Origin of the sequence: Pseudoalteromonas sp. SWXJZ10B (assembly GCF_015864475.1) — a bacterium.
GTDB classification, from domain to species: domain Bacteria; phylum Pseudomonadota; class Gammaproteobacteria; order Enterobacterales; family Alteromonadaceae; genus Pseudoalteromonas; species Pseudoalteromonas arctica.
Genome location: NZ_JADYXD010000012.1, coordinates 93038 through 114714, shown reverse-complemented (window position 1 = coordinate 114714; position 21677 = coordinate 93038). Strand labels below are relative to the sequence as shown.

Genomic DNA, 21677 nt, shown 5'->3' with positions numbered 1-21677 from the left:
TGGGTGATTAGCTCAGTTGGGAGAGCATCGCCCTTACAAGGCGAGGGTCACTGGTTCAAGTCCAGTATCACCCACCAAATTACATCAAGCGGTTAATTTGATAATAAAGAATTAAATAACAGGCATACCTATTATATGTGGGTGATTAGCTCAGTTGGGAGAGCATCGCCCTTACAAGGCGAGGGTCACTGGTTCAAGTCCAGTATCACCCACCACATATAAATACCATCAGACAACCTCTCTAGTAATAACTCTTTCTTCGCATATTAAATACATTTAAGAACTTCATAAAAACTCAATATATAATACCAATCTGCTTATATATGGGGTCTATTTAACGTTAAGAAAATTACGCTAGAACTAGGCAAAAGTTTTTGTATCTAGTTGTTCTAAATAAAAAATTTTTAACGACGTTATAGTGCAATTTAATTCGTTAAATTGATCAAAGATTTATGCAGGTTGGTATAAGTCGTATGTAATTAAGTCACTGGTATCAAGCCAAGTAATCACCCACCACATATAAATACCATCAGATAACTCTTTAAATGACAACTTCTCTAGTAATAACTCTTTTCCCATATTGAATACGTTTAACTCCTCTTTTTACCTTAAATACATTTCATATTTTTATTAAAATCTAAATTTCCATATCAAAGCACTCATCAAATATAGCGTTATCAATTTTACTTATTTAGTTTTTAATTATGTTATTCGGCTCAGTACCTTCGTAGTTAGATAAACGTATTAGGCAAAGTTAACTACCTAATAAATACAGCTATCATTTAAATTCCCTTGTAAGGAGTTAAACTGTTGATTATAGTCTGTGTTAAATACAATCACGCTTAAGCCAATGCCAACTAAGATCTATTCAAAAGCCAAAATACTTATAGTAGAGGAGCAGCCACTTGCTCAAAGCTATATGAAACAATCGTTAGAAAGGCTTGGCTTTCGGCAGTTGCGCTTTGCTGATCATGCAAATTCTGCAAAAGAGCAGTGTTTAAGTGAAGAATTTGATCTAATCGTTTGCTCATTCAACTTAAATAAACACCAAGATGGCTACCAGCTTTATGAAGAGCTACGTGTAAAGCAACTCATAAAAAGCTCGACTGGCTTTATTTTTATCTCAGCAGAAACAAGTGGCTCACTCGTTCATAGTGTTCTTGAGCTGCAACCTGATGACTTTTTAGTTAAACCTTTTACAGTACAAGAGCTTAAAATACGCATTGAACGAATCCTAAAGCGTAAACACGACTTACAAACAGTGTATTCATTAATTGATGATGGTAACGATTCAAAAGCTATTAAGTTTATTGATACCGCTCTAGATAAAAAAAATAATAATTACAGCCCTATCCTACTTCGCTTAAAAGGTGATGCCTTACTTCGCTTAAAGCGCGCTCAAGATGCGAAAGACTTTTTTAAGTCTGTTCTCGACATTCAAAAATTTGCTTGGGCAAAAGTAGGCTTAGTAGAAGCACTTATAGCGAATAACGAACATATTTTGGCACAGCGAATGCTCAAAACAATGTTAGAGCGCCAAGAAACTCGTTTAGTAGCCCTTGATTTGTTGGGCAGATTAGAAATAAAGCTAAATCAATTTGAGCTAGCACAAAGCTTTTTAAGCCAAGCTGCAGAAATTGCACCGCGAAATATCACACGCCAAAAATCGCTAAGTAATGTGTCGCTAATTAATCACGACTACGAAAAAAGCTATTTAACTCAAAAAGATATAGCCACCTTTGCAAAACACTCAATACACGACCACCCCGATGTATATTTGAATGCAGCTCGTGCTGGTATCGACTTTGCGTTAACGACGGATCAAACCGACCAAATACAGCGAATTTCAAGGCAAACTAATCAGTACATTAATGATTTAAAAAAACAGTTTCCTAATAATGCGAATCAAGCTCAAATTGATGTACTTAATGCACGACTTCATTATTTAAAAGACGAGCACCAAAAAGCTAAAAAGCTAATTGAGCAGCTTGATGATGACGATACTCATATCCGATCGGTTGATGGCGCACTTGATAAAGCAAAAGCATTTCATGAACTGGGGTTTCATCAAAAGGCGCAAACCTTATTCACACAAATAATTAGCCACTGTGAAAGACACCCCGCAGTTAGCGACACAACTTACTTGCGTTATATTCAGCAGCAACAAAGTGAGCGACGCGATATTAAAATGGGTCCAAAAGAGCTTAACAACCATGCCGTTAGTCAATTTAATAAAGGCCAATTAAATACTGCGTTGGAAGCTTTTACACAAGCGTTTAGAGTCATGCCTCGTAATCAAAGTATCGCACTTAATTTATTACAGTGCCTATTTGATTCAACTAAGCAATCTGGCAGCTCATTTAATGTGGATCTTGCTAGAAGGTGCTACGCCCTTCTTGATAAAACTAAATTACAAGCAGATCAGACGCAGCGTTTAGATAAGATTTTGCACATAGCAAAAGAAATGAATTTAGATATTCAAAGCGCTAGTAAATAAAATATTAGAGCTTTTTCATTGATGCGGCATTAACGCAATAACGTAAACCCGTTGGTAATGGACCATCTGGAAAAATATGACCTAAGTGCGAATCGCACACGTTACAAACCACCTCTATGCGCTCCATACCATGACTTGTATCGCTTACATAGCCAATCGCTTCAATTGTCGCAGGTTGCGTAAATGACGGCCAACCAGTACCACTATCAAACTTCTCATCAGCATCAAACAATAGATTATCACAGCAAATACACACATACTTTCCAGGTTCGAGTAATGTACAACTACCCGAGCTACCTGGGCGCTCTGTTCCCTTTTTACGTGTTACGTAATATTCATCTTCTGATAGTTGCATCCGCCACTGCTCGTCAGTTTTGACTACTTTTTCACTTGGGGTAGGATTGCCATTGGTGGCAAAGTTAATAACATCATTCCACTTCAACATAATAGCCTCATTGAATAGTTGATTAGCTATACTTTATAAAGTCATAAAAAGTACGGCTAATTGTTACGTTATTTAATACACTAAAGATCAGCTAAGGAGTGTTGACCGTTTAAGACTAAAACTCGTTCAATCTTAAAGGTAATTTTCTTAGCTAAAGGTAATGGTTTGCTTTTCTGAATCGCTAAGTATTCGTTTAATAAAACTATCTAGCTCTGCTTTTTTTACAGGTAAACTAACACTCATTTGGCGCTCGTTATTACTGTAAATTATTAGCTCATCATCCTTTGTCGTTATACGTTCAATACTCTCAATAACTAACCAATCTGGACCGTGCTTTTTATCAAAAAATCCCATCAAACTAAAAAGTAATAAGTGTTGGGCGTCTCGCTGAATAAAATCCTCTAACCTGTTTCTTGATTTAAATAAAGGCGTTAACCTATAAACGCTTGAGCAAAAAACAAATACCCAGAACCCAAATAACGCTTTAAACCACATAAACTCTAAAAGCTCAGTGCTAATCATTAAAATAATAAGCACAAAGCCTATTATCGATATAGCTATCGCTATTTTTTTATTTACGGCGTCCACAACTAATCCCTTTTAAGTCGCTTTTTTTCTTCTGATGCCTTTTCTGTCGGCTCAGGCCAATCATTAAAGAAAACAGTTAAATAGCGGCTTTTCACCAAATACCATAATACCCATAAAACAATCATCATTTGTACTGCTAAAAATGATGAAAATCGATAATGGCTATGCGCTGCTTGAACACTTAACCATGTTAAATCAACAACTGCACATAAAATAAGAGGCCAGCGCATATGTCGCCATATTCTTGCTAACCTGTTGCTTGCACTGTGTGAATCTCGTGGTCTGCGTAAACAAAATAAAATAGTCGGTATTATTGCAATACTTCCAATCGTTATTGCGATAAAAAAATCATTTTTATTTTTAAAAAATAACGACATTAAATCTAGTTCAGGCCTGCGGCTTAAAGCCGCAATAACCCAAATAAAATAACTGCGTAATAGCACAAGCACACTTAAATGAAATGCAATAGGCGTACGGTAACTTCCGTACTTATCCCAGTATTCTGGCCCATATCGGCTCATTGTCATTTTCCTAACCGTTATGCTTTATAAGCAACTCAATTAATTCATCTTCAGTTAGTATGTCTATGCCTAGGTCTTGTGCTTTTGTTAGTTTTGAACCTGCTTTTTCACCCGCCACTAACGCATCTGTTTTAGCCGATACGCTACCAGATACCTTGGCACCAAGTTGTTGTAATCGTGCTTTTGCATCATTGCGATTAAGTGTATTAAGCGTACCTGTAAGTACATATGTAAGCCCAGCGAGCGGCTGTTCTTCCTCAGAAGGTGCGCTCAACGCTGGCCAGTTTACACCTTGATCTATCAGCGCATTAACAACTGCTAAATTATGCTCTTCATCAAAAAAGCCACGAACATGAGCAGCGACTATTTCGCCTACATCACTTACTTGCGTTAAACTATCAATGCTGGCATTTATTACATTTTCAAGGGTTAGAAAGTGATTAGCTAAATTTTGTGCTGTTGCTTCACCAGCTTCACGAATACCCAAAGAGTATAAAAACTTAGCAAGCGTAGTGCCTTTAGCCTCTTCAAGTGCTGTTACTAAGTTTTTAGCTGACTTAGGTCCCATGCGCTCAAGTGATTCAAAATGCCCTTGTTTTAATATAAACAAATCAGCAGGCGTTTTTATAAGTTCTCTATCGACTAACTGATCAACAATCTTATCGCCAAGACCATCTATATCCAGCGCTTTGCGCGAAGCAAAGTGCTTAATAGCTTGCTTACGCTGTGCAGGACATACAAGTCCACCCGTACAACGGGCTACAGCTTCGCCTTCAACCTTTTCAACATGAGAATCACAGATTGGGCAAGTCGTCGGGAATTCAATATCTCTGGCATCATCAGGTCTGCGTTCAAGTACAACTTGAGTTATTTGTGGGATTACGTCTCCAGCACGGCGAATAATAACTGTATCGCCTACTTTTACGCCTAAACGTGCAACTTCATCACTGTTATGAAGCGTTGCATTTGATACGGTAACGCCACCCACAAAAACAGGCTTCAAACGTGCAACAGGTGTAATGGCGCCAGTACGACCGACTTGAAAATCAACATCAAGTAGTTGGGTTATTTCTTCTTGCGCTGGGAATTTATACGCAATAGCCCAGCGAGGAGCACGCGCTACAAAGCCTAAACGCTCTTGTAAGGTCTTTTGATTTATTTTTATTACTACGCCATCAATTTCATATTTAAGCTCACCACGGCGCGTTAAAATATCACTGTAATACTCAAGCGCCGCTTGTGGGCCTTCAACTAGTTTTGTTTCAGGGCAAAGCGGTAATCCCCAATCAGTCAACTTTTCTAATTGCTGATAGTGATCCTCAGGAATATTGCCATCAGCAACAAGCCCCGTACTGTAAGCGTAAAACATAAGTGGCCGTTTGGCGGTAATTTTAGAGTCGAGTTGACGCAAACTCCCCGCGGCTGCATTACGCGGGTTAACAAATACTTTTTCACCGCGTTTTTGCGCTTCAGTATTCAATTTATCAAAGCCAGCGCTGTCCATAAATACTTCGCCGCGCACTTCAAGCTCTTTTGGATAATCGCCACGTAACTTAAGAGGTACATTACGAATTGTTTTTACATTTTGAGTAATGTTTTCACCAGTAAAACCATCGCCTCGAGTAGCTGCCTGTACAAGCACACCATCGCGATAAATAATCGATACAGCTAAACCATCAAGTTTTGGCTCACAACAAAATGTAAGCTCATCGGTACTCATTAAACGCTCTTTTATACGGCGGTTAAATGCAGTGAACTCTTCTTCACTAAAGGCATTATCAAGCGATAACATGGGCACTTGGTGCGCTACTTGTTCAAATTTACTAAGTGCTGCACCGCCTACTTTTTGTGTAGGTGAGTCGGCGGTTAAAAATTCAGGATGCTCGGTTTCAAGTGCGCTTAGTTCGCGTAATAACCTATCGTATTCAGAATCAGGAATACTGGGGGTGTCGAGCACATAATAATTATAGTTGTGTTGCTCTAATGTAGTACGAAGATGATTAACTTGCTCACTAATGCTGCTAGACATTTAAACCTCAATAAACATAAAAAAAGCCACTTTGACGATTCACCGTCCAGTGGCTTATAAAAATATAATGTATGCGTTATTTACGCTGAAAAAGAACGAACCTGCTCAACATATTGTCTTACGCGATCTACTGTCATTTCATTTCGCTCAGCATCTAAAATTTGTGCACCAAATTCATCCGCTAACTTTTTAGCTGCGCTGTGCAACATATTAAATGCAGCTAGACCATCGCCGTCGCACGGTAACGTCATAAATAAGCTTACCCCAGCGGTACTAAACTGTTCCATATTATCAATATCAAACGTACCTGGGTTGTACATATTTACTAATCTAAATAAAACAGGGCCTTGACCAGCCGGATCTAAGTGGCGATTAAAAAAGCCTTCCTCAGAATATTTAAAACCTAAAGTGTTAACTGCTGGCAATAATTTACTGCCCTGCATACTAAGCTCTTCCGGCATTTGAATATGTACAATAACAAAGTCAGACATTTGGGCAGGTGCTTCTTCCGCGCTTTGCTCTTTTGCTTCTAGGTCATCAACTATTTCTAGGTCATCTTCAATCGGCACTTCTGGCACGCTTGTATCTATTTGCGGCTCATTTGCATCAAAGTTAAGCTCGCCAAACTGTGGCTCATCACGTTCGTTTTGCATTGGCTCTTTTGGTTCAGCCTCAGTTCGGAACGGTTTAGATGAAGCTGATGCGCTTTCTTGTAATGGTTCAACCCGCTCGTTATCAGATACTTCTGGGCGGTCTTTTTTTCTCACAGACCACAATCCATGTATTAATAAACCACCAATGACAACTACACTGATAATGATTAAAACCCATCTTAATTGTTCGGCCATCCCCTCACCTTTTATTATTTGATATGCCTAAAACCTGTATATTAATTAAAAAATAATACACTTGTTATAAAAATTTATGCATGTGCAAGTTGCACAGCTTGTTCTATATCTACAGCAACCATACGCGATACGCCAGGTTCTGCCATAGTAACACCTGTTAATCTACCAGCCATTTCCATCGCAATTTTATTATGACTAATATAAATAAACTGCACTGATTGTGACATTTCTTCAACCAAACGGCAAAAACGCACAACGTTGGCATCATCTAATGGTGCATCTACTTCGTCCAGCATACAGAAAGGAGCTGGATTGAGCCTGAATATAGAAAACACTAATGATAATGCGGTCAGCGCTTTTTCTCCACCACTTAACAAATGAATTGTTGAATTTTTCTTACCCGGTGGTCGTGCCATTATACTAACACCACTTTCGAGTAAATCGTCACTGGTTAATTCTAAATACGCACTACCACCACCAAAAACTTTAGGAAATAGCTCTGCAAAGTCTTCGTTAACTTGATCGAACGTCGCTTTAAAGCGTGTTTTGGTCTCACTATCAATTTTACGAATTGCACCTTCAAGGGTACTTAACGCTTTTGTTAAATCATCTAATTGATTATCAAGATAATCACTACGAGCTTTAGCTAAATCAAACTCTTCTATTGCCGCTAAGTTTACTGCACCTAATTTATCTAACTGATTAGTAAATCCGGTTAACTGATTTTGCGCTGCACTTAAATTCAATGAATCAGGTAATTCATCAAGTATTGCTTTTAAGCTTTGCTTTAGCTCTTCTAATGGTTCGAGCGCAACTTGCGCTTTTATTAGTAAGCTTTGCTCTTCAATTGTTAGCTTTTGATGTTGCTCTTGCAAGCCCACCAGCTCACCTTGTGAATTTTTAAGGCTTGCTTGCTTAGTGTTTAAGCTTTCTTTGGCTTGAACTAATTCTTTTTGAAGTAATACCAGCGCCTGTTCACCTTTTTGATGCTGCGCTAAAAGCTGCGTTATTTTATCGCTAAGCGCTTGCTCTGGTATAAGCAGCTCTTCTATTTCATTAAGTAATTCTTGTGCGCCTTCAGAGGCACTAACATGCTCTTGCTCTGCATGGCTGAGTTTAGTTTGGCTTAACTGCCATTCACTGCGTGCCTTTTGCTCAGTGAGCGTTGCCTTATGCGCTTGCGTTTTATATTGCTCAAGCATGCTTAATGCTTCGCTATAACTTTTATCACTTTGTGAGCGCAGGCTATTTGCAGCGTCTACCTCATCCGTTAAACTAAGTTGTTGCTTATTTAAGACTTCAAATTGCGTAGTTTGTTCATCAAGCACGGTATTTAATTGCAAATGCTGAGTGGTTAACTGCTGCTTTTGCTGCTGTATTTTTTCAAGCTGCAGCTTAAATTGCGCTACTTGCTGTTTGAGCATATCGCTGCGTGTACCGGCTACTGCTATATTTTGCGCAAGCTCATGTATCGCTTCTTTTAACTCGCTCTGCTCGTTAGTTAACTTTACTTGCTTGGCTGTATGTTCATCACGAGTCGATGTTATGTGCTTTAGCTCATTCTCGGCATTAGTTAACTGCTGAGTTTTATCCTGTAATTGCCTATGTTTTAAAAGTAATGAGTTTTCGGCGTTGCGATCGGTGCTTACATGCCAATTTCGACCATATAAAGCACCTTTTTTATCCATAACGGCTGTATAAAAAGCATCTTTTAGCAGGGTTAAATTACCGCTCTCGCTATAAGCAATACGCGTTAAATATTCTGGATACACACCACTTGTTACAAATGCCGCTAAGCTATTTTCAGCAATGTGCTTACCACTAATTGGCCACACACTATTATCAGCTTGCTGCTCACTTACATTTAAGTGCTCTAGCGATTTAAGTGCTTGCTCTATTAAGGGCTCAAAGCCTTCTTTAACACTTAGCTGATTAAACAAACCATTAGTACTTTCACTTTTTTCATCAAGCCCTAATGTACTTTTAAGCCCCGTTATACTGGCTTTTAACTCATTTATTGTTTGAGTAAGCGTCGAATATTGCTTTTGTGAGTTATTAACACGCTCATTTTGCACTTCAAGCTTAGCACTGCACTGCGTGTGCGCTGTTTGTTTAGCAGCAAGTTCTTGGGTTAATGTTTGTGTTTGCTGTGTTTGCTGCGTTAATTGTTGTTCTACATCGCTACTTTGTAAGTCAGTAAGCTGCGTATTTAACTGATCAATTTGCTCGTTAACGTGGCTTATTTGCTGCTGAGTTTGTTTAATGTGACTGCTATGCAGTTGCGCACTATTATTAAGTTGTTGCTGTTGCTCACACAAAGTTTGCCAGTGTGTATTGTGGCGCTGCTTCAGTGCTAATAATTCCTCAAGCTCATGCGTTAACTTCCTAACTTGCTCTTCGCACATTAACGCGTTTTCACTTGCCTCTTGCAGGGCTTCATTTAGTTGCTCGCACACAATTTGCTGCTGCGTTTTAACTTCAGTGCTATGGGTTTGGCGTTGCTGTAATTTAATTAAATTTTGTTTAAGCGTTTGAGTTTGTTGCTTTACATTTATTTGCTGTTGCTCAGCGCGGGTAAGCTCGGTGTGTATTACATGTTGCTGATGTTGTGCATCGCTTAGTTTATCTTGCTTGGCTTGTACTTGCCCTTCTAAGCTTGCAAGTACATCGTCATGCCCTGAGTTAGCAGTTTTAAAAAAAGAAATTTGATCGTTCAGTTTTTTAATTAGAGTACTTTTTTCAAGTTGTTGCTGATGTAACTTTTGCCATTTTAAAACCGCAATTTGCCCTTTTAACGTTCGCTCTTGCGCTTTTAACTCGCGGTATTTTTTTGCATCAACCGACTGCACAGCCAATTTATCTAACTGGCTTTGTAGTTCTTTACGCACATCGAGTAAACGTTCAAGGTTTTCGCGGGTGCTTTTAATACGTGTTTGTGTTTCGCGGCGGCGCTCTTTGTATTTAGAAACGCCAGCGGCTTCTTCTAAAAATACGCGCAGCTCTTGTGGTTTACTCTCTATTAAGCGCGAGATCATCCCTTGCTCAATAATTGCGTAACTACGTGGACCAAGACCGGTGCCTAAAAATATATCGGTAATATCACGCTTACGGCATTTACTGCCATTTAAAAAGTACAGCGATAGCCCGTCGCGCGTTACTAAGCGTTTAATTGCAATTTGGTTTCGATCGGCAAATGTGTTTGAAGGACTACCTTTATCGTTATCAAAAACAAGCTCTACAGAAGCTTGTGATATGGCTTTACGATTAGTTGAGCCATTAAAAATAACGTCGGTCATGGCATCGCCACGCAGGTTTTTAGCAGAGCTTTCACCTAGCACCCATCGCACTGCATCAATAACGTTAGATTTGCCACAGCCATTTGGGCCTACAACACATGTCATTTGATCAGGAAATGGAATTTTAGTGGGCTCTACAAACGATTTAAAGCCCGCTAATTTAATAGTGCTTAAGCGCATCTTATTGTTATTACCAATTTATTATTGTTATTTGTCATAAACAATTTAACCCATAATTTACTAATAGATTAAGCTTGTCGTTTAAAGTTATCTAAAATAATACCGGTTGCCATTGCCACATTTAGCGACTCTGCTCCACCAAAAGCGGGAATAGTGATTTTATTGGTCACTAAATTTGCACATGTCTCGCGTATACCATGCGACTCACTGCCCATTAGTAAAACGCCTGAGCCCGTAAATTGGGTTTTATGTACACTTTGTCCATCTAAAAAAGCACCGTAAACAGGTAAATTTAAAGACTGTAAGTAATCAGGTAAATCTACTTGGCTTACCGATACCCTTACAAATGAGCCCATTGTGGCGCTAATTGTTTTAGGGTTGTAAGCGTCTGCGCTGTCGGTGCTAGTTACTATATGTTTAATACCGTACCAATCAGCTACTCTAATTATTGTGCCTAAGTTACCAGGGTCTGATACGCCATCAAGCGCGAGTATTAAGCCATTTGCTTGTGGTAAAGCTGCCTTTGGCATATCAACAATAGCAATGGCTGCATTATTGCTAACTAACGTGCTCGCTTTAGTGAGGGTCTCTTCATCCGCTTCAATAAAATTAGCGTGCTGATACTCACCTTGGTACGCATTTATAAATTCGTTTGTAGCAAAAATATTAACCGCATTTAATGGGCTGTTTAATAACTCAAGTACGTTTTTTTCACCCTGTACAAGGTATTGATTATATTGCTTTCGGTACTTTTTTTGGCCAAGTTGGCGAATAAGTTTGAGTTGGTTTTTTGAAATCATAACAGCCCCATAAAATTATCCAGCAAGTATAACAGATTTCGTTATAACATCTGAACTCGAAAGCAGCGAATAGGGCTAATTTATCTTACTCGCACTTCTTTCAAAGGTCAGATTAATGCGAATAAACATCCCTTTTATTGCCTCTAATTGGTTTGAATCACCAACAGATGCGGCTAATTCGTTATAAAGATTATCAGACGCTTGCTTAAAGTTTTCATCAAACTTACCTTTGGTAGCCAGCATAAATGCATCAGCCAACGTGCGTTGCCACTCATTTAAATATTTTAGCTTTGTGTCACCAGCAAGATTTTCGCAAATTGCTTTTAATCGTACCGACGCGTGCCCTAAGTTTAAAGCTGTTAATGCAAGGTCAGTAATAGCTCTTGAGCGTGAGCCCTGATCGTAATTAGTTAAGCGTATTAACCTATCTGCCATGCGGCGATTGTACCAAATACTCGGAGTTTGATGGGTATTTATTTCGAGTAAATCTTTATAGGTAGCCTTAAAAACACGATGAACAAGTAACTGAACACTTGGTCCTGTAAATAACTGAAAAATCCAAAATAAAATACTCACGCCAGCAAAAATCGCGATTGCAGAGCTGAGTGTATAATCAATTGAAAAAGCTAGGCTCATATCCGTGCTGGGTCTAACCAAAATAGTAAATGGAATACAAAACCCTAAGCCGTATGGCAGCGTTTGTTGATCAGCGAGTAACAGCAAACCCAAAAAATACGGACCAGCTAATACAAGCAACAATATTTCTAATTGCCCACCACTTTGCGACAGTAAATTTAACGCATAAAAAATAGTTACAAAAGTAGCAACAATTATACCTGCCAATAAACGTTTAATTACAACCTGTAAAATAGCCAAGGGTATTCTCGACAGCATTATCGAAAATATGACCGGTAATATCATAATTAATAATGCAGCTGAAGAACCTGTATTAATCCAAATAAATGCGCCGATAGAAAACACCAAAGCAGTTCTAAATCCAACAATAATGCCAGCTAATGGGTCGCGATATGTAAGCATACTGGGTGCATTTAATAATGTTTTATCGCGTTGTTCTAAAGCTCTGTATGCCCGTAGTAAAATTGTTAAGTCCGCTGCCACTTCTAAGCTCACATTGAGCATGTGAGATTCAAATGGCGAATCACACACCGTATTTGCTCTATAGTCGGTTAGCTCTTTACGCAGCGTTTTAACTTGTTCGGCGCAGTAATCAAAATCGTCAGATTCTTTAATTTGCGCGAATACGTGTTTAAGTTTACTTATTAATTTGTCTAATGTGGGAGTAATAAGGTCTGCGTGGTTTCGTTGCAGACGACCAATTATTTGAATTGAAGCCAGTAAAGAAAGTACTTTTTGCGACAATTGATTTGCAGCACGTGAGCGCCCTGGACCTTTTGGCCCTTCGTACCTTACTGCGCTGGAGTCTTCGTTTATTGATCCTAATGTTGCCATAATGCCATCTATTTGCTGATGGCGATTTTCGTGCGAGCCTTTAGAATCAAGCTCAGTTACTAAATAATCTAACGTTTGGTTTATAACCGACCGCGCTTGTACTTGCAGTAAGTGTTTAACTTTTACAGGCCAAAACAAATGGCTCACAAGGCCTGCACATATTGAGCCTATTACTATTTCACTCACGCGCGCTTGTGCAATATCAAATATGCTTTGGCTGCTCACCATTGCCGGAGTAACCATGACTAAAAGTACAATAATAGCGGCTGTTACACCTGCCATAGCAAACGCATAAACAAAGTTTGCTTGGCGTACCATTGCCGATAACGCAGAGTTTACCCCCAACCATAATGCCAATGCACCGAGCGCTAAATAAGGGTAGAGAATTAACTGAGTTAAAAGCAATATGCCAAATAAACCACCCACTATGGTGCCTATTATTTGGCAAATTGCTTTTTCAATAACCAATCCGCTTTGCGGGCGTAATTGCAAAAATATAGCCGAGACTAACGCCCAATAAGGTCTTTCAAGATTAAGCCACATAGCAATAGTAAGCGCCATTACCATGGCTATAACGCCCTTAGTCGCAAAAATAATTGCCTGTTTTTTAGGAAAAAACAAATTTTGTAATACAACGCCCACTGTCTTCCCCTTAACGTGTAGCGAGATGTATTGTGGCGGTCATTCCTGCGCTTAACTGTGTATCTTCGGGCAATGAATCTAACTTAATATCAACAGGAATACGTTGCGATAAACGTACCCAATTAAATGTTTGTTGTACTTGTGGTAAAAGCTGCCCGTTACTTTGTGTATTCGTATTTGCAATTGCTTTACCTACACTCACTACATGCCCCGTTAATTGCTTACCACCGCTTAGAAGCGCTATTTTAGCTTTTTGATCAGGATAAATAAGCGGTATTTTACTCTCTTCAAAGTAACCCGTTACGTAAAATGAATCTGACTGCACGATAGCAAACACAGGTGTGCCTTGAGCTACATAGTTACCTTGGCGTAAATTCAGATTAATTATTTGCCCCGATGCAGGCGCAACAATTTTAGTTCTATCAACATTTAATTGCGCAATTGTTTGCTCTGTTTTAGCTAGGTTATAATTTGCCTCAGCAATTTTAGTATTGATACGTGTTGATTCTAGCGTTTCTTCACTTATTGCCTGTTGAGTGTTTAGCTCAACACGTCTTTCGTATTTATGTTTAGCAAGCTCCCATGTATATAGCGTATTTTCTGTATTGGCTTTACTTTTATCAAGCGCTGCTTGGTAACGCTTTTGATCAACATTAAAAAGTACTTCGCCTTTTTGTACGTTTTGACCATCTTTAATGTTTAAAGCAGTCACCCAACCCGACACGTCTGGAGCAACTGTAACTATGTCTGCTCGAATGCGACCGTCGCGCGTCCAAGGAGTATGCATGTAGTCAGTCCATACCCAACGCCCAGCAAAAACCGCAGCTATAACAACCAAGATAGTAAAAGTAATACGCAGATATTTAATCATTCAATTTATCTTCCACTTAGTAAATAGACGGCCAGTGCCAAGTAACAAACAAATAGTGACACTTCAAACCAAGCCACTTTCCAAATACGGTCATGCCAATCTAGTCGATGCAAAGCAAAACGAGTCAGCGCTGTTAAAATAAACGCAATTGGGAAGTAAACAATCAGCGGGCTAAACTCTAATCCCCCTAACACGACTGCTTGAAACATAATAAATATCCTAATGTTATTTAAAGCGGTGATAAAAGCTGTAAAACCTAAATAAATTTACATCCTCACTACTCTTACAATCTATTATTTTGGCATATAAATCAATTAGCTTAATTGTACGTAGGTGTGCTTAATACATAATTAATGCCATTACATTTAAGCAGAATTAACTATGTATAGTAGCTAAATCGCATATTAAAAAGCTAAAGTTCCCAGTTACCAGCCAAATAAATAAAACCAGCGAGGTTTATTTATAAAAAAGTATTAGGGTATTTAACTCAATACTTAAAACGCCTATTTATAGCTGTTTACAGAAGGGTGAGATAATTATAAACATTGAATTTTGCACTAAAAATGGGTAAATTAACAAAAAAACAACATGGATATAATTTTAATGGAATCAATACACCCTACCCCATCTGAAACAACCCCACCAATAAATGAGCCTGCTGAACCAATTTTTAGCGGAAAAGTGCAGTTTAGTGGTAAAGGCGGTGAGTTTTTTGGAATTTGGATTGTAAATATATTACTTAGCGTTATTACGCTTGGCATATACTCAGCGTGGGCTAAAGTACGTACGCATCGCTATTTTTACGGCCACACCCGCATAGATGGTCATAGTTTTGACTACCTAGCAACGCCAATACAAATTTTAAAAGGTCGGATTTTAGCGGTTATTGTATTTTTTATTTATACATTCTCTATTAGCTTTATGCCTATACTAGGCCTGTTTATTGCTATTGGTTTTATCTTTTTAATGCCATGGATTATTAACCAAGGTTTACGTTTTAATTTGCGTATGACGCGCCATCGTAATGTTCGCTTTGCTTTTAAAGGCAGTTATGGCGAAGCCTTTGTTAACTTTATACTGTTACCTATCGCCAGCATATTTACGCTTTATTTATTAATGCCTTATGTTATAAAGCGTATTGATAGCTATATCCATAGCAACATTAGTTACGGCGACAAACAACTTACTGTAAATCTAAAAGGCGAAACCTATTACCTAACAGCGCTAATTTGTTTTGTGGTGAGCTCTATCACCATGGTGGTATTTATGGGGATTTTAGGATTATTTGGCCTCAACTTATTAGATGTTGAAAATGCACAAAACTTAGAAAACTCCCCTGCTATGGTTATGCTTCCTATATTTATGATGATTGCCTACGTGCTAATGATTGCCATTGTTTCTGCTGTATGGCACGCCGCTATTAGAAATCACATTTTTGATAACAGCTATTTTGAAGGCGTTGCTACATTTAAATCAGAGCTAAAGCCCATTCCTTTCGCAGTTTTACTACTCACTAATATGTTGGCTATTGTATTTTCTTTAGGGCTTGCATACCCATGGACAAAAGTGCGTACATCAAAAATGCTCGCTGATGTAACTAACGTCACTATTTATCCTGGTGCATTGAATCTGATTGATACCGCGCAGGATCAGCAATCATCATTTGCTGAAGAAGCTGCAAACGTATTCGATATTGACCTTTCTTTAACTTAAGAGCTCACTATGCATGTAAAGGGACATTTTTTTCCCATCGCATCGAGTAATTATCAAGTGTGTGTTGCAACTATTAGCGACACACACATTGAAATTATTAACGATGAATATGTTATTGCTCGCCACGCAATCTCAAGTCTTAATTTAAGTTCGGGGATGGCAGGACTTGCTGACGAACTAAACTTTGAAGATGGCAGTCGTTTTATTCCACTTGATGTAAGTTACAGATGGCCATTTAAAGAAAATAACCATCACATAATGGAACGCCTCGAAAAAAGTAAATGGGCCATTTTAGCCGCCGTAATTTTTACGCCACTGTTTATGTGGTTAGTACTTTATAAAGCGGTACCTGCCATTGCTGTTTATAGTGTTGATACCCTACCGCGTAGTGTTGTAGAGCAAATGGGTGAGCAGAGTTTTACCCTTATTAAAAAAATTGCGCTTGACCCAAGTGAGCTACCCGCAGAGCAACAAGCTAAAGTACAAGCACACTTTAAAAGTATGCTTAATGCGTTATCGCTTGATCAATCAGTTTATAGATTATCGTTTTATAAATCAGACAGCTTTGGTGCTAACGCGTTTGCACTACCCCATGGGCGTATAGTCGTCACCGATGAGTTAGCCAATTTACTTGCCGATAAACCCAATGCGCTAAAAGCGGTATTGCTACACGAAATGGGCCATGTAGTCCACCAGCATAGCGTACGTATTACAGCGCAATCTGCCGCAAGTACGATTGTGTTAGCGGTTGTATTTGGTGATTTAGAAGGTGTTGCAGAGGTTGCATTAGGTACGGGTGCATCGTTTGCTCAGCAAGGGTTTTCACGTGATATGGAACGCGAGGCAGATACCTTTGCACTCATACAATTAGAGTCGCTTGGGTATTCGAGTAATGATTTTGCTGATGCAATAGAAGCGCTGCAAGAAAGCCATACCAGCGAAAACGAGCACCTCGAAAAAGTAAATGACTTTTTAGAGTATTTATCTAGCCACCCAAGTGCACAAGAGCGTATTAATAATGCTAGGAAATAATCGCGGTTATATTCAACTTGCTCGCTACATAGTGAGTTTAAGTTGGATATACTAATTCAATTAACTATGGGGACTATTTTAACGATAAATAAATCATTTAGTAACTAGGCAAAAAACTTTGTGTTTAGTGGTTCTAAATAAATGTTTTTTAACGACGTTAATAATTGATTTAGGACGTTAAATTGTTCAAATAGTTATTTGGGTTAGTATCAGTCACGGCTTTTTTCCAAAGCTTTATCACGTAGCGCCACTTGAAAAATTAATGACTGGCAGTGCTGGTTTTTCAGCAGAAGTGTCTGACTTGATTACACGTTCGGCGGGTGTTGGCGAAATTATATTTGGACTGTGTTTATTTGTGTTTTACAAAAATAAACACCTAATAATTTTAAATATTTTAGCGTTAATTGGCCTTTTACTCGCTGTAGTTGTAATGCAGCCACAATTACTTATTGAAGCATTTAACCCTGTAACTACTAACCTGCCTCTTATTGGGCTAAGCGTTATTTGGTTAAAGGAAATTAAACTGCTGAATAATCGATACCTCTAAGTAAAAAAAGGGTATGCAAGCGCATACCCTTTTTTGTAGTATTTAATTTGTAAAATTAGTACTTATTTTTATGCGTCCACAAATGCAGTAATTCGCTCGCAATGGTTGCTGCGGCAATTGCGGTAAGCTCACTTTGGTCATACGAAGGTGATACTTCTACCACATCCATACCTACCATGTTTATGCCTTTTAGCGCACGCAGTACTTTAAGTACTTTATCTGACGTTAAACCACCACACACAGGAGTGCCTGTACCAGGCGCAAACGCAGGGTCTAAACAATCTATATCAAACGTTAAGTAAACAGGTAAGTCACCTACTCGCTCAAGTATTTGCGCTGCAATATCATTTGCATGTAAATCGTTAGCTTGCATTGCATCAATTACAGCAAACTCGTGTTTACTTTGATCAAAGTCGGTACGAATACCTATTTGTATACTGCGTTCAACATCAATTAGCCCTTCCATTGGCGCATGATAAAACATAGTGCCGTGATCAAAACGCGAGCCGTTACTATAGGTATCTGTGTGCGCATCAAAATGTACTAATGCCATTTTGCCATGTATTTTTGCATGAGCACGTAATAGTGGAAGCGTCACAAAGTGATCCCCCCCTAAACCTAATAATGTTTTACCTTGACGAAGTATTTGCTCAGCAGCCATTTCTAGTTGCGCAGTGAAATACTCAGGATCGCCAACAGGGTAAGTAAAGTCCCCTGCGTCTGCCACTTTTAAGCGTTCAAATAACGGAAACGTCCATGGGTATTTAGTGTCTTCCCATGCTAAATGAACCGACGCACGACGAATCGCATCTGGACCTAAACGTGCACCTGGGCGACCCGATGTTGCTAAGTCAAACGGTAAGCCTAAAACCACTACGTCTGCATCAATTGCATTAATATTTTGCACCATAGGACGACGCAAAAACGTCATCCCATTTGAGTACAATGAGTGATCTGCGTGACCAAACAAAGTCGACATTGCTTATAACTCTTCTAAATAAGTGTAGCCATCAAGGCCGCTTTGCAACTCGTCTAAAACGCTTTGCTGTTCGTGTTTTTCAATTTTAGTGCTTACTAAGTGCTCGTATGATTGCTGAAAACTTTCAACATCTAAATGTACATAGCGCATCATATCGGCAACTGTATCGCCTTGGTTTATTTCGGTAATACTTGCAACGCCTTGCTCATCCATATTAACAATCGCGCTGTGCGTATCGCCAAATAAGTTATGCATATCACCTAAAATTTCTTGATAAGCACCCACCAAGAAAAAACCCATTAAGTATGGTTTATCAGCACTAAACTCTGGTACTGGTAATGTACTTTCAATGCCTTGCCCATCTACGTAATGCTCAAGTGCGCCGTCTGAGTCACAGGTTATATCAAGTAATACCGCGCGTTTTTTTGGCGCTTCAGTTAAGCCACTTAATGGCAATACCGGAAACACCTGATCAATACCCCATGCATCTGGAAGCGATTGAAATAACGAAAAGTTTACAAAAAACTTATCGGCTAAACGTACGTTTAACTCGTCAATAATAGGACGATGAAAACGGTTTTTATTATCCATATGCTTGTTAAGTTCATAACAAATACGAATATTAATTTGTTCAGCCCACGCACGCTGCGCTAAGTCTAATAAACCGAGTGCAAATTGGTTATGCGCTTCAGCTAAATCACCTTGGCTGTCGTGATAAATTTCAATTAATGCACGGTCATCCGTTAAATCAGTTAATTGCACAAACGATGCCCACATGTTTTTTAATAAAAGTGGTGCATCTGCCGCTGGCGCTACTAACTCTTCTGGCGTGTAACTTTCAGTACCAATAACATTAGAAATAAGCACAGCATGATGCGCTGTAAGCGCACGACCCGACTCAGAAATAATAGTCGGCATTGGTTGCTCATATTGCTTACATGTATCACCAATGGTGTACACAATGTTATTTGCATATTCAGCTAAGCTGTAATTCATAGAGTTATGCGATTGGCTACGTGTGCCGTCGTAATCAACAGCTAATCCACCACCTACATCAAGGCAATCAATTTCTGCGCCTAACTTACGTAGCTCACAGTAAAAACGCGCCGCTTCGCTTACACCTAAACGTACGTCACGAATGTTCGCCATTTGTGACCCTAAGTGAAAATGTACTAGCTGAAGTAAATCAAGCTGGTTTGCGTCTTTTAAACGATTAACTACATGCAAAACTTGCGATGCAGATAGACCAAATTTTGATTTTTCGCCGCCACTCGCTTGCCATTTACCTTTACCTTGCGATGCTAAACGTACACGAATACCAATGCGTGGTTTTACGTTAAGCTCTTTTGCTTGGCTAAGTACCATGTCTAGCTCAGAAAGCTTTTCAAGTACGATATACACTTTATGACCTAGCTTTTCGCCAATAAGTGCTAAACGTACGTATTCTTTATCTTTGTAGCCGTTACATACAATAACCGCGCTGGTTTTTTCAGCCAGTGCTAGTACCGTAAGTAGTTCAGGCTTGCTGCCTGCTTCTAAACCAAGTTGCTTTTTTTCTACTTGTGCTTGGCTTGCTACTATTTCTTCAACCACTTCACGTTGTTGGTTTACTTTTATTGGGTAAACTAATAGGTAGTCTTTAGGGTAACCATAGTTTTCAATCGCAGTATTAAATGCGCCGCATAAGCTGTGTACACGATGGTGTAAAATTTGCGGAAAACGAACTAAAGCAGGTAAGCTTAAACCTTTCTCTTGTAGTTGCTTTGCGATATCTGTTAATGCAATGGTTTGCTCTGGTGCATGAGCCTTGGGTGCAACATACACATCACCTTGATCATTAATACCAAAAAAACCTTGGCTCCAATGACGAACATTGTAGCTCGTACGAGCTTGTTCTAGTGATGTTGTTTCTTTCATTTATCTTTCTCTTTTATTTAATTAATGCCGACTCGGCTAGTGCCGCGCATTAAAAGAAAAATAGACATTCAAGTCCAACAAGTATTTTTACTCGTAACGAGTGATTTTTAATATTGATAAAACGACCAATCACGTATTGCTCTCTAGCGTATATAAAATATGGCGTTGATGACTATTAAAGATAAGGAAAGTTGTAAAAGTGACAATTTTAAAATCACTTATTATAAATTTTATTAGCAAAAATGAGCTGCCCGAGTAAATTAAGGAAGTGCAACCTCTTCGCCCGATATTTCTGGCTGTTCAGCCAGTTTATTGTGGTTAAGTAATACATATATATTTTTTTTAATATATGGGTAAATTTGTCCCCCTAAAACGTTCAACGTCAATCTAAAAAAACATAACCGTTCATCAATACTTATAGTGAGTATTCATATCAATAAAAATAAATACAATTTCACCTTCAATACATTTTTGCTGCTGGGGTTTTGGTAGCCTATAAATAAAAAACGCAAAAAAAAGATAGCTAGCTGCTATACATGCAAAAATAATCACAAGACATGAAATGTTCATCTTTTTCCTTATTTGAAAAAAGCGCTAGTTAGGTATTCAAATTAAAACTTTAGAGCATCTTATTACAGTAAATAGATAATTAGCGTGCGGGATTTTGTGACGTTTTAATAAGGGTAAGGTAACCATTCTTGCCAATTAAAGCTTTCGTTATACATCTCATCAACTATATCCATATACTCTGACTTTGTTAGCTAAGAGGTACGCTTGCCTCTCTTTTGGGCTCATATAGGCAAGCCAATAAGGGAGATAACCTGGGTAGTCTACCCCAAACATATCTTCAAAAAATCGGCTTTCAGGAAGCTCAAGGGTGATTTCATTATGAGTAAGCTTTGGCATGTCTTTGAATCAAATAGACTTTGGGGCGAACATAATTATCGCCATACCTAGCAGTGCTACTAAACCACCGATAATATCCCACATAGTAAGCTTTACGCCATCAACAACCCATAACCATAATAGCGCAACACAAATATATACGCCGCCATAAGCTGCATACACGCGCCCTGCTGCAGTAGGATGTAAAGATAGCAACCATGCAAATAGTGCCAAACTTAAAGCCGCTGGAATTAAAAGTAAAATACTTTTATCTTGCTTAAGCCAAAGGTAAGGCAAATAACAACCCACTATTTCTGCTAAGGCTGTAATAGTAAAAAGTGCGATTGTTTTTAGTTCAAACATAATGCTCCACGCTAAGATAACAAGCATAACAATCTATATAAATTGTTATGCTTA

The 21677-nt window shown here is 38.7% G+C and carries 18 protein-coding genes and 2 tRNA genes; 6 read left to right on the top strand and 14 right to left on the bottom strand.

The features are described 5' to 3' along the window. Position 1 precedes the first annotated feature (1 nt). Together I6F54_RS12630 and I6F54_RS12625 are read left to right on the top strand one after the other, a co-directional pair. Positions 2 to 77 (top strand) — tRNA-Val (locus tag I6F54_RS12630). A gap of 62 nt (positions 78 to 139) precedes the next feature. Next, positions 140 to 215, top strand: a tRNA-Val gene (locus tag I6F54_RS12625). Positions 216 to 450: 235 nt separating this feature from the next. Here the strand turns inward: I6F54_RS12625 and I6F54_RS20435 are convergent. Next, positions 451 to 579, bottom strand: coding sequence for a hypothetical protein (locus I6F54_RS20435; protein WP_269435025.1), 129 nt, complete (start codon positions 577 to 579; stop codon positions 451 to 453). 271 nt (positions 580 to 850) lie between these two features. On the opposite strand from I6F54_RS20435, the gene I6F54_RS12620 reads away from it, so the two are divergent. Next, positions 851 to 2497: a tetratricopeptide repeat-containing response regulator gene (locus I6F54_RS12620; protein WP_165728879.1), complete on the top strand. Its 1647-nt coding sequence runs from the start codon at positions 851 to 853 to the stop codon at positions 2495 to 2497. A gap of 4 nt (positions 2498 to 2501) precedes the next feature. Here I6F54_RS12620 and msrB read toward each other — a convergent pair whose 3' ends face one another. The 10 genes from msrB to I6F54_RS12570 form a co-directional block, all read right to left on the bottom strand. Continuing rightward, positions 2502 to 2942, bottom strand: coding sequence for a peptide-methionine (R)-S-oxide reductase MsrB (gene msrB, locus I6F54_RS12615; protein ID WP_010555368.1), 441 nt, complete (start codon positions 2940 to 2942; stop codon positions 2502 to 2504). A gap of 147 nt (positions 2943 to 3089) precedes the next feature. Then, positions 3090 to 3530 (bottom strand): hypothetical protein, encoded by a 441-nt coding sequence (locus I6F54_RS12610; RefSeq protein WP_197141609.1) that lies wholly within the window; start codon positions 3528 to 3530, stop codon positions 3090 to 3092. A 2-nt stretch (positions 3531 to 3532) separates the two neighbouring features. Then, positions 3533 to 4051: a DUF2919 domain-containing protein gene (locus I6F54_RS12605; RefSeq protein WP_007584017.1), complete on the bottom strand. Its 519-nt coding sequence runs from the start codon at positions 4049 to 4051 to the stop codon at positions 3533 to 3535. A 10-nt stretch (positions 4052 to 4061) separates the two neighbouring features. Further along, positions 4062 to 6080 (bottom strand): NAD-dependent DNA ligase LigA, encoded by a 2019-nt coding sequence (ligA, locus tag I6F54_RS12600; RefSeq protein ID WP_197141607.1) that lies wholly within the window; start codon positions 6078 to 6080, stop codon positions 4062 to 4064. A gap of 80 nt (positions 6081 to 6160) precedes the next feature. Then, entirely contained in the window at positions 6161 to 6928 is a 768-nt protein-coding gene (gene zipA / locus I6F54_RS12595; protein WP_007584012.1) for a cell division protein ZipA, read from the bottom strand. Positions 6929 to 7002: 74 nt separating this feature from the next. Then, complete coding sequence (locus tag I6F54_RS12590; RefSeq protein WP_197141605.1) at positions 7003 to 10404, bottom strand: chromosome segregation SMC family protein; 3402 nt, start codon at positions 10402 to 10404, stop codon at positions 7003 to 7005. A 68-nt stretch (positions 10405 to 10472) separates the two neighbouring features. Further along, the gene (locus tag I6F54_RS12585; RefSeq protein WP_197101633.1) at positions 10473 to 11204 is read right to left on the bottom strand and encodes an RNA methyltransferase; all 732 of its coding nucleotides are present in this window, start codon (positions 11202 to 11204) and stop codon (positions 10473 to 10475) included. A gap of 75 nt (positions 11205 to 11279) precedes the next feature. Further along, positions 11280 to 13316, bottom strand: coding sequence for an FUSC family protein (locus I6F54_RS12580; RefSeq protein ID WP_197119577.1), 2037 nt, complete (start codon positions 13314 to 13316; stop codon positions 11280 to 11282). A gap of 10 nt (positions 13317 to 13326) precedes the next feature. Beyond that, on the bottom strand, positions 13327 to 14187 hold the full coding sequence (locus I6F54_RS12575; protein ID WP_007584004.1) for an efflux RND transporter periplasmic adaptor subunit: 861 nt from the start codon (positions 14185 to 14187) through the stop codon (positions 13327 to 13329). 5 nt (positions 14188 to 14192) lie between these two features. Continuing rightward, positions 14193 to 14396: a DUF1656 domain-containing protein gene (locus I6F54_RS12570; RefSeq protein WP_008171772.1), complete on the bottom strand. Its 204-nt coding sequence runs from the start codon at positions 14394 to 14396 to the stop codon at positions 14193 to 14195. Between the two features lie 394 nt (positions 14397 to 14790). Between I6F54_RS12570 and I6F54_RS12565 the strand changes: the two genes are divergently transcribed. The 3 genes from I6F54_RS12565 (at position 14791) to I6F54_RS12555 (ending at position 17479) form a co-directional block, all read left to right on the top strand. Continuing rightward, positions 14791 to 15900, top strand: coding sequence for a YjgN family protein (locus tag I6F54_RS12565; RefSeq protein WP_197141603.1), 1110 nt, complete (start codon positions 14791 to 14793; stop codon positions 15898 to 15900). 9 nt (positions 15901 to 15909) lie between these two features. Continuing rightward, positions 15910 to 16932, top strand: coding sequence for a M48 family metallopeptidase (locus I6F54_RS12560; RefSeq protein WP_197141601.1), 1023 nt, complete (start codon positions 15910 to 15912; stop codon positions 16930 to 16932). Between the two features lie 181 nt (positions 16933 to 17113). Beyond that, positions 17114 to 17479 (top strand): DoxX-like family protein, encoded by a 366-nt coding sequence (locus I6F54_RS12555; RefSeq protein ID WP_197141615.1) that lies wholly within the window; start codon positions 17114 to 17116, stop codon positions 17477 to 17479. Positions 17480 to 17534: 55 nt separating this feature from the next. Here the strand turns inward: I6F54_RS12555 and speB are convergent, their stop codons facing one another. From speB to I6F54_RS12540, 3 genes are all read right to left on the bottom strand, one after another. Next, positions 17535 to 18458, bottom strand: a complete 924-nt coding sequence (speB, locus tag I6F54_RS12550) for an agmatinase (RefSeq protein WP_149613580.1) — start codon at positions 18456 to 18458, stop codon at positions 17535 to 17537. Positions 18459 to 18461: 3 nt separating this feature from the next. Next, positions 18462 to 20375: a biosynthetic arginine decarboxylase gene (speA, locus tag I6F54_RS12545; RefSeq protein WP_197141599.1), complete on the bottom strand. Its 1914-nt coding sequence runs from the start codon at positions 20373 to 20375 to the stop codon at positions 18462 to 18464. 915 nt (positions 20376 to 21290) lie between these two features. After that, on the bottom strand, positions 21291 to 21623 hold the full coding sequence (locus I6F54_RS12540) for a YnfA family protein (protein ID WP_039489462.1): 333 nt from the start codon (positions 21621 to 21623) through the stop codon (positions 21291 to 21293). Positions 21624 to 21677 lie beyond the last annotated feature (54 nt).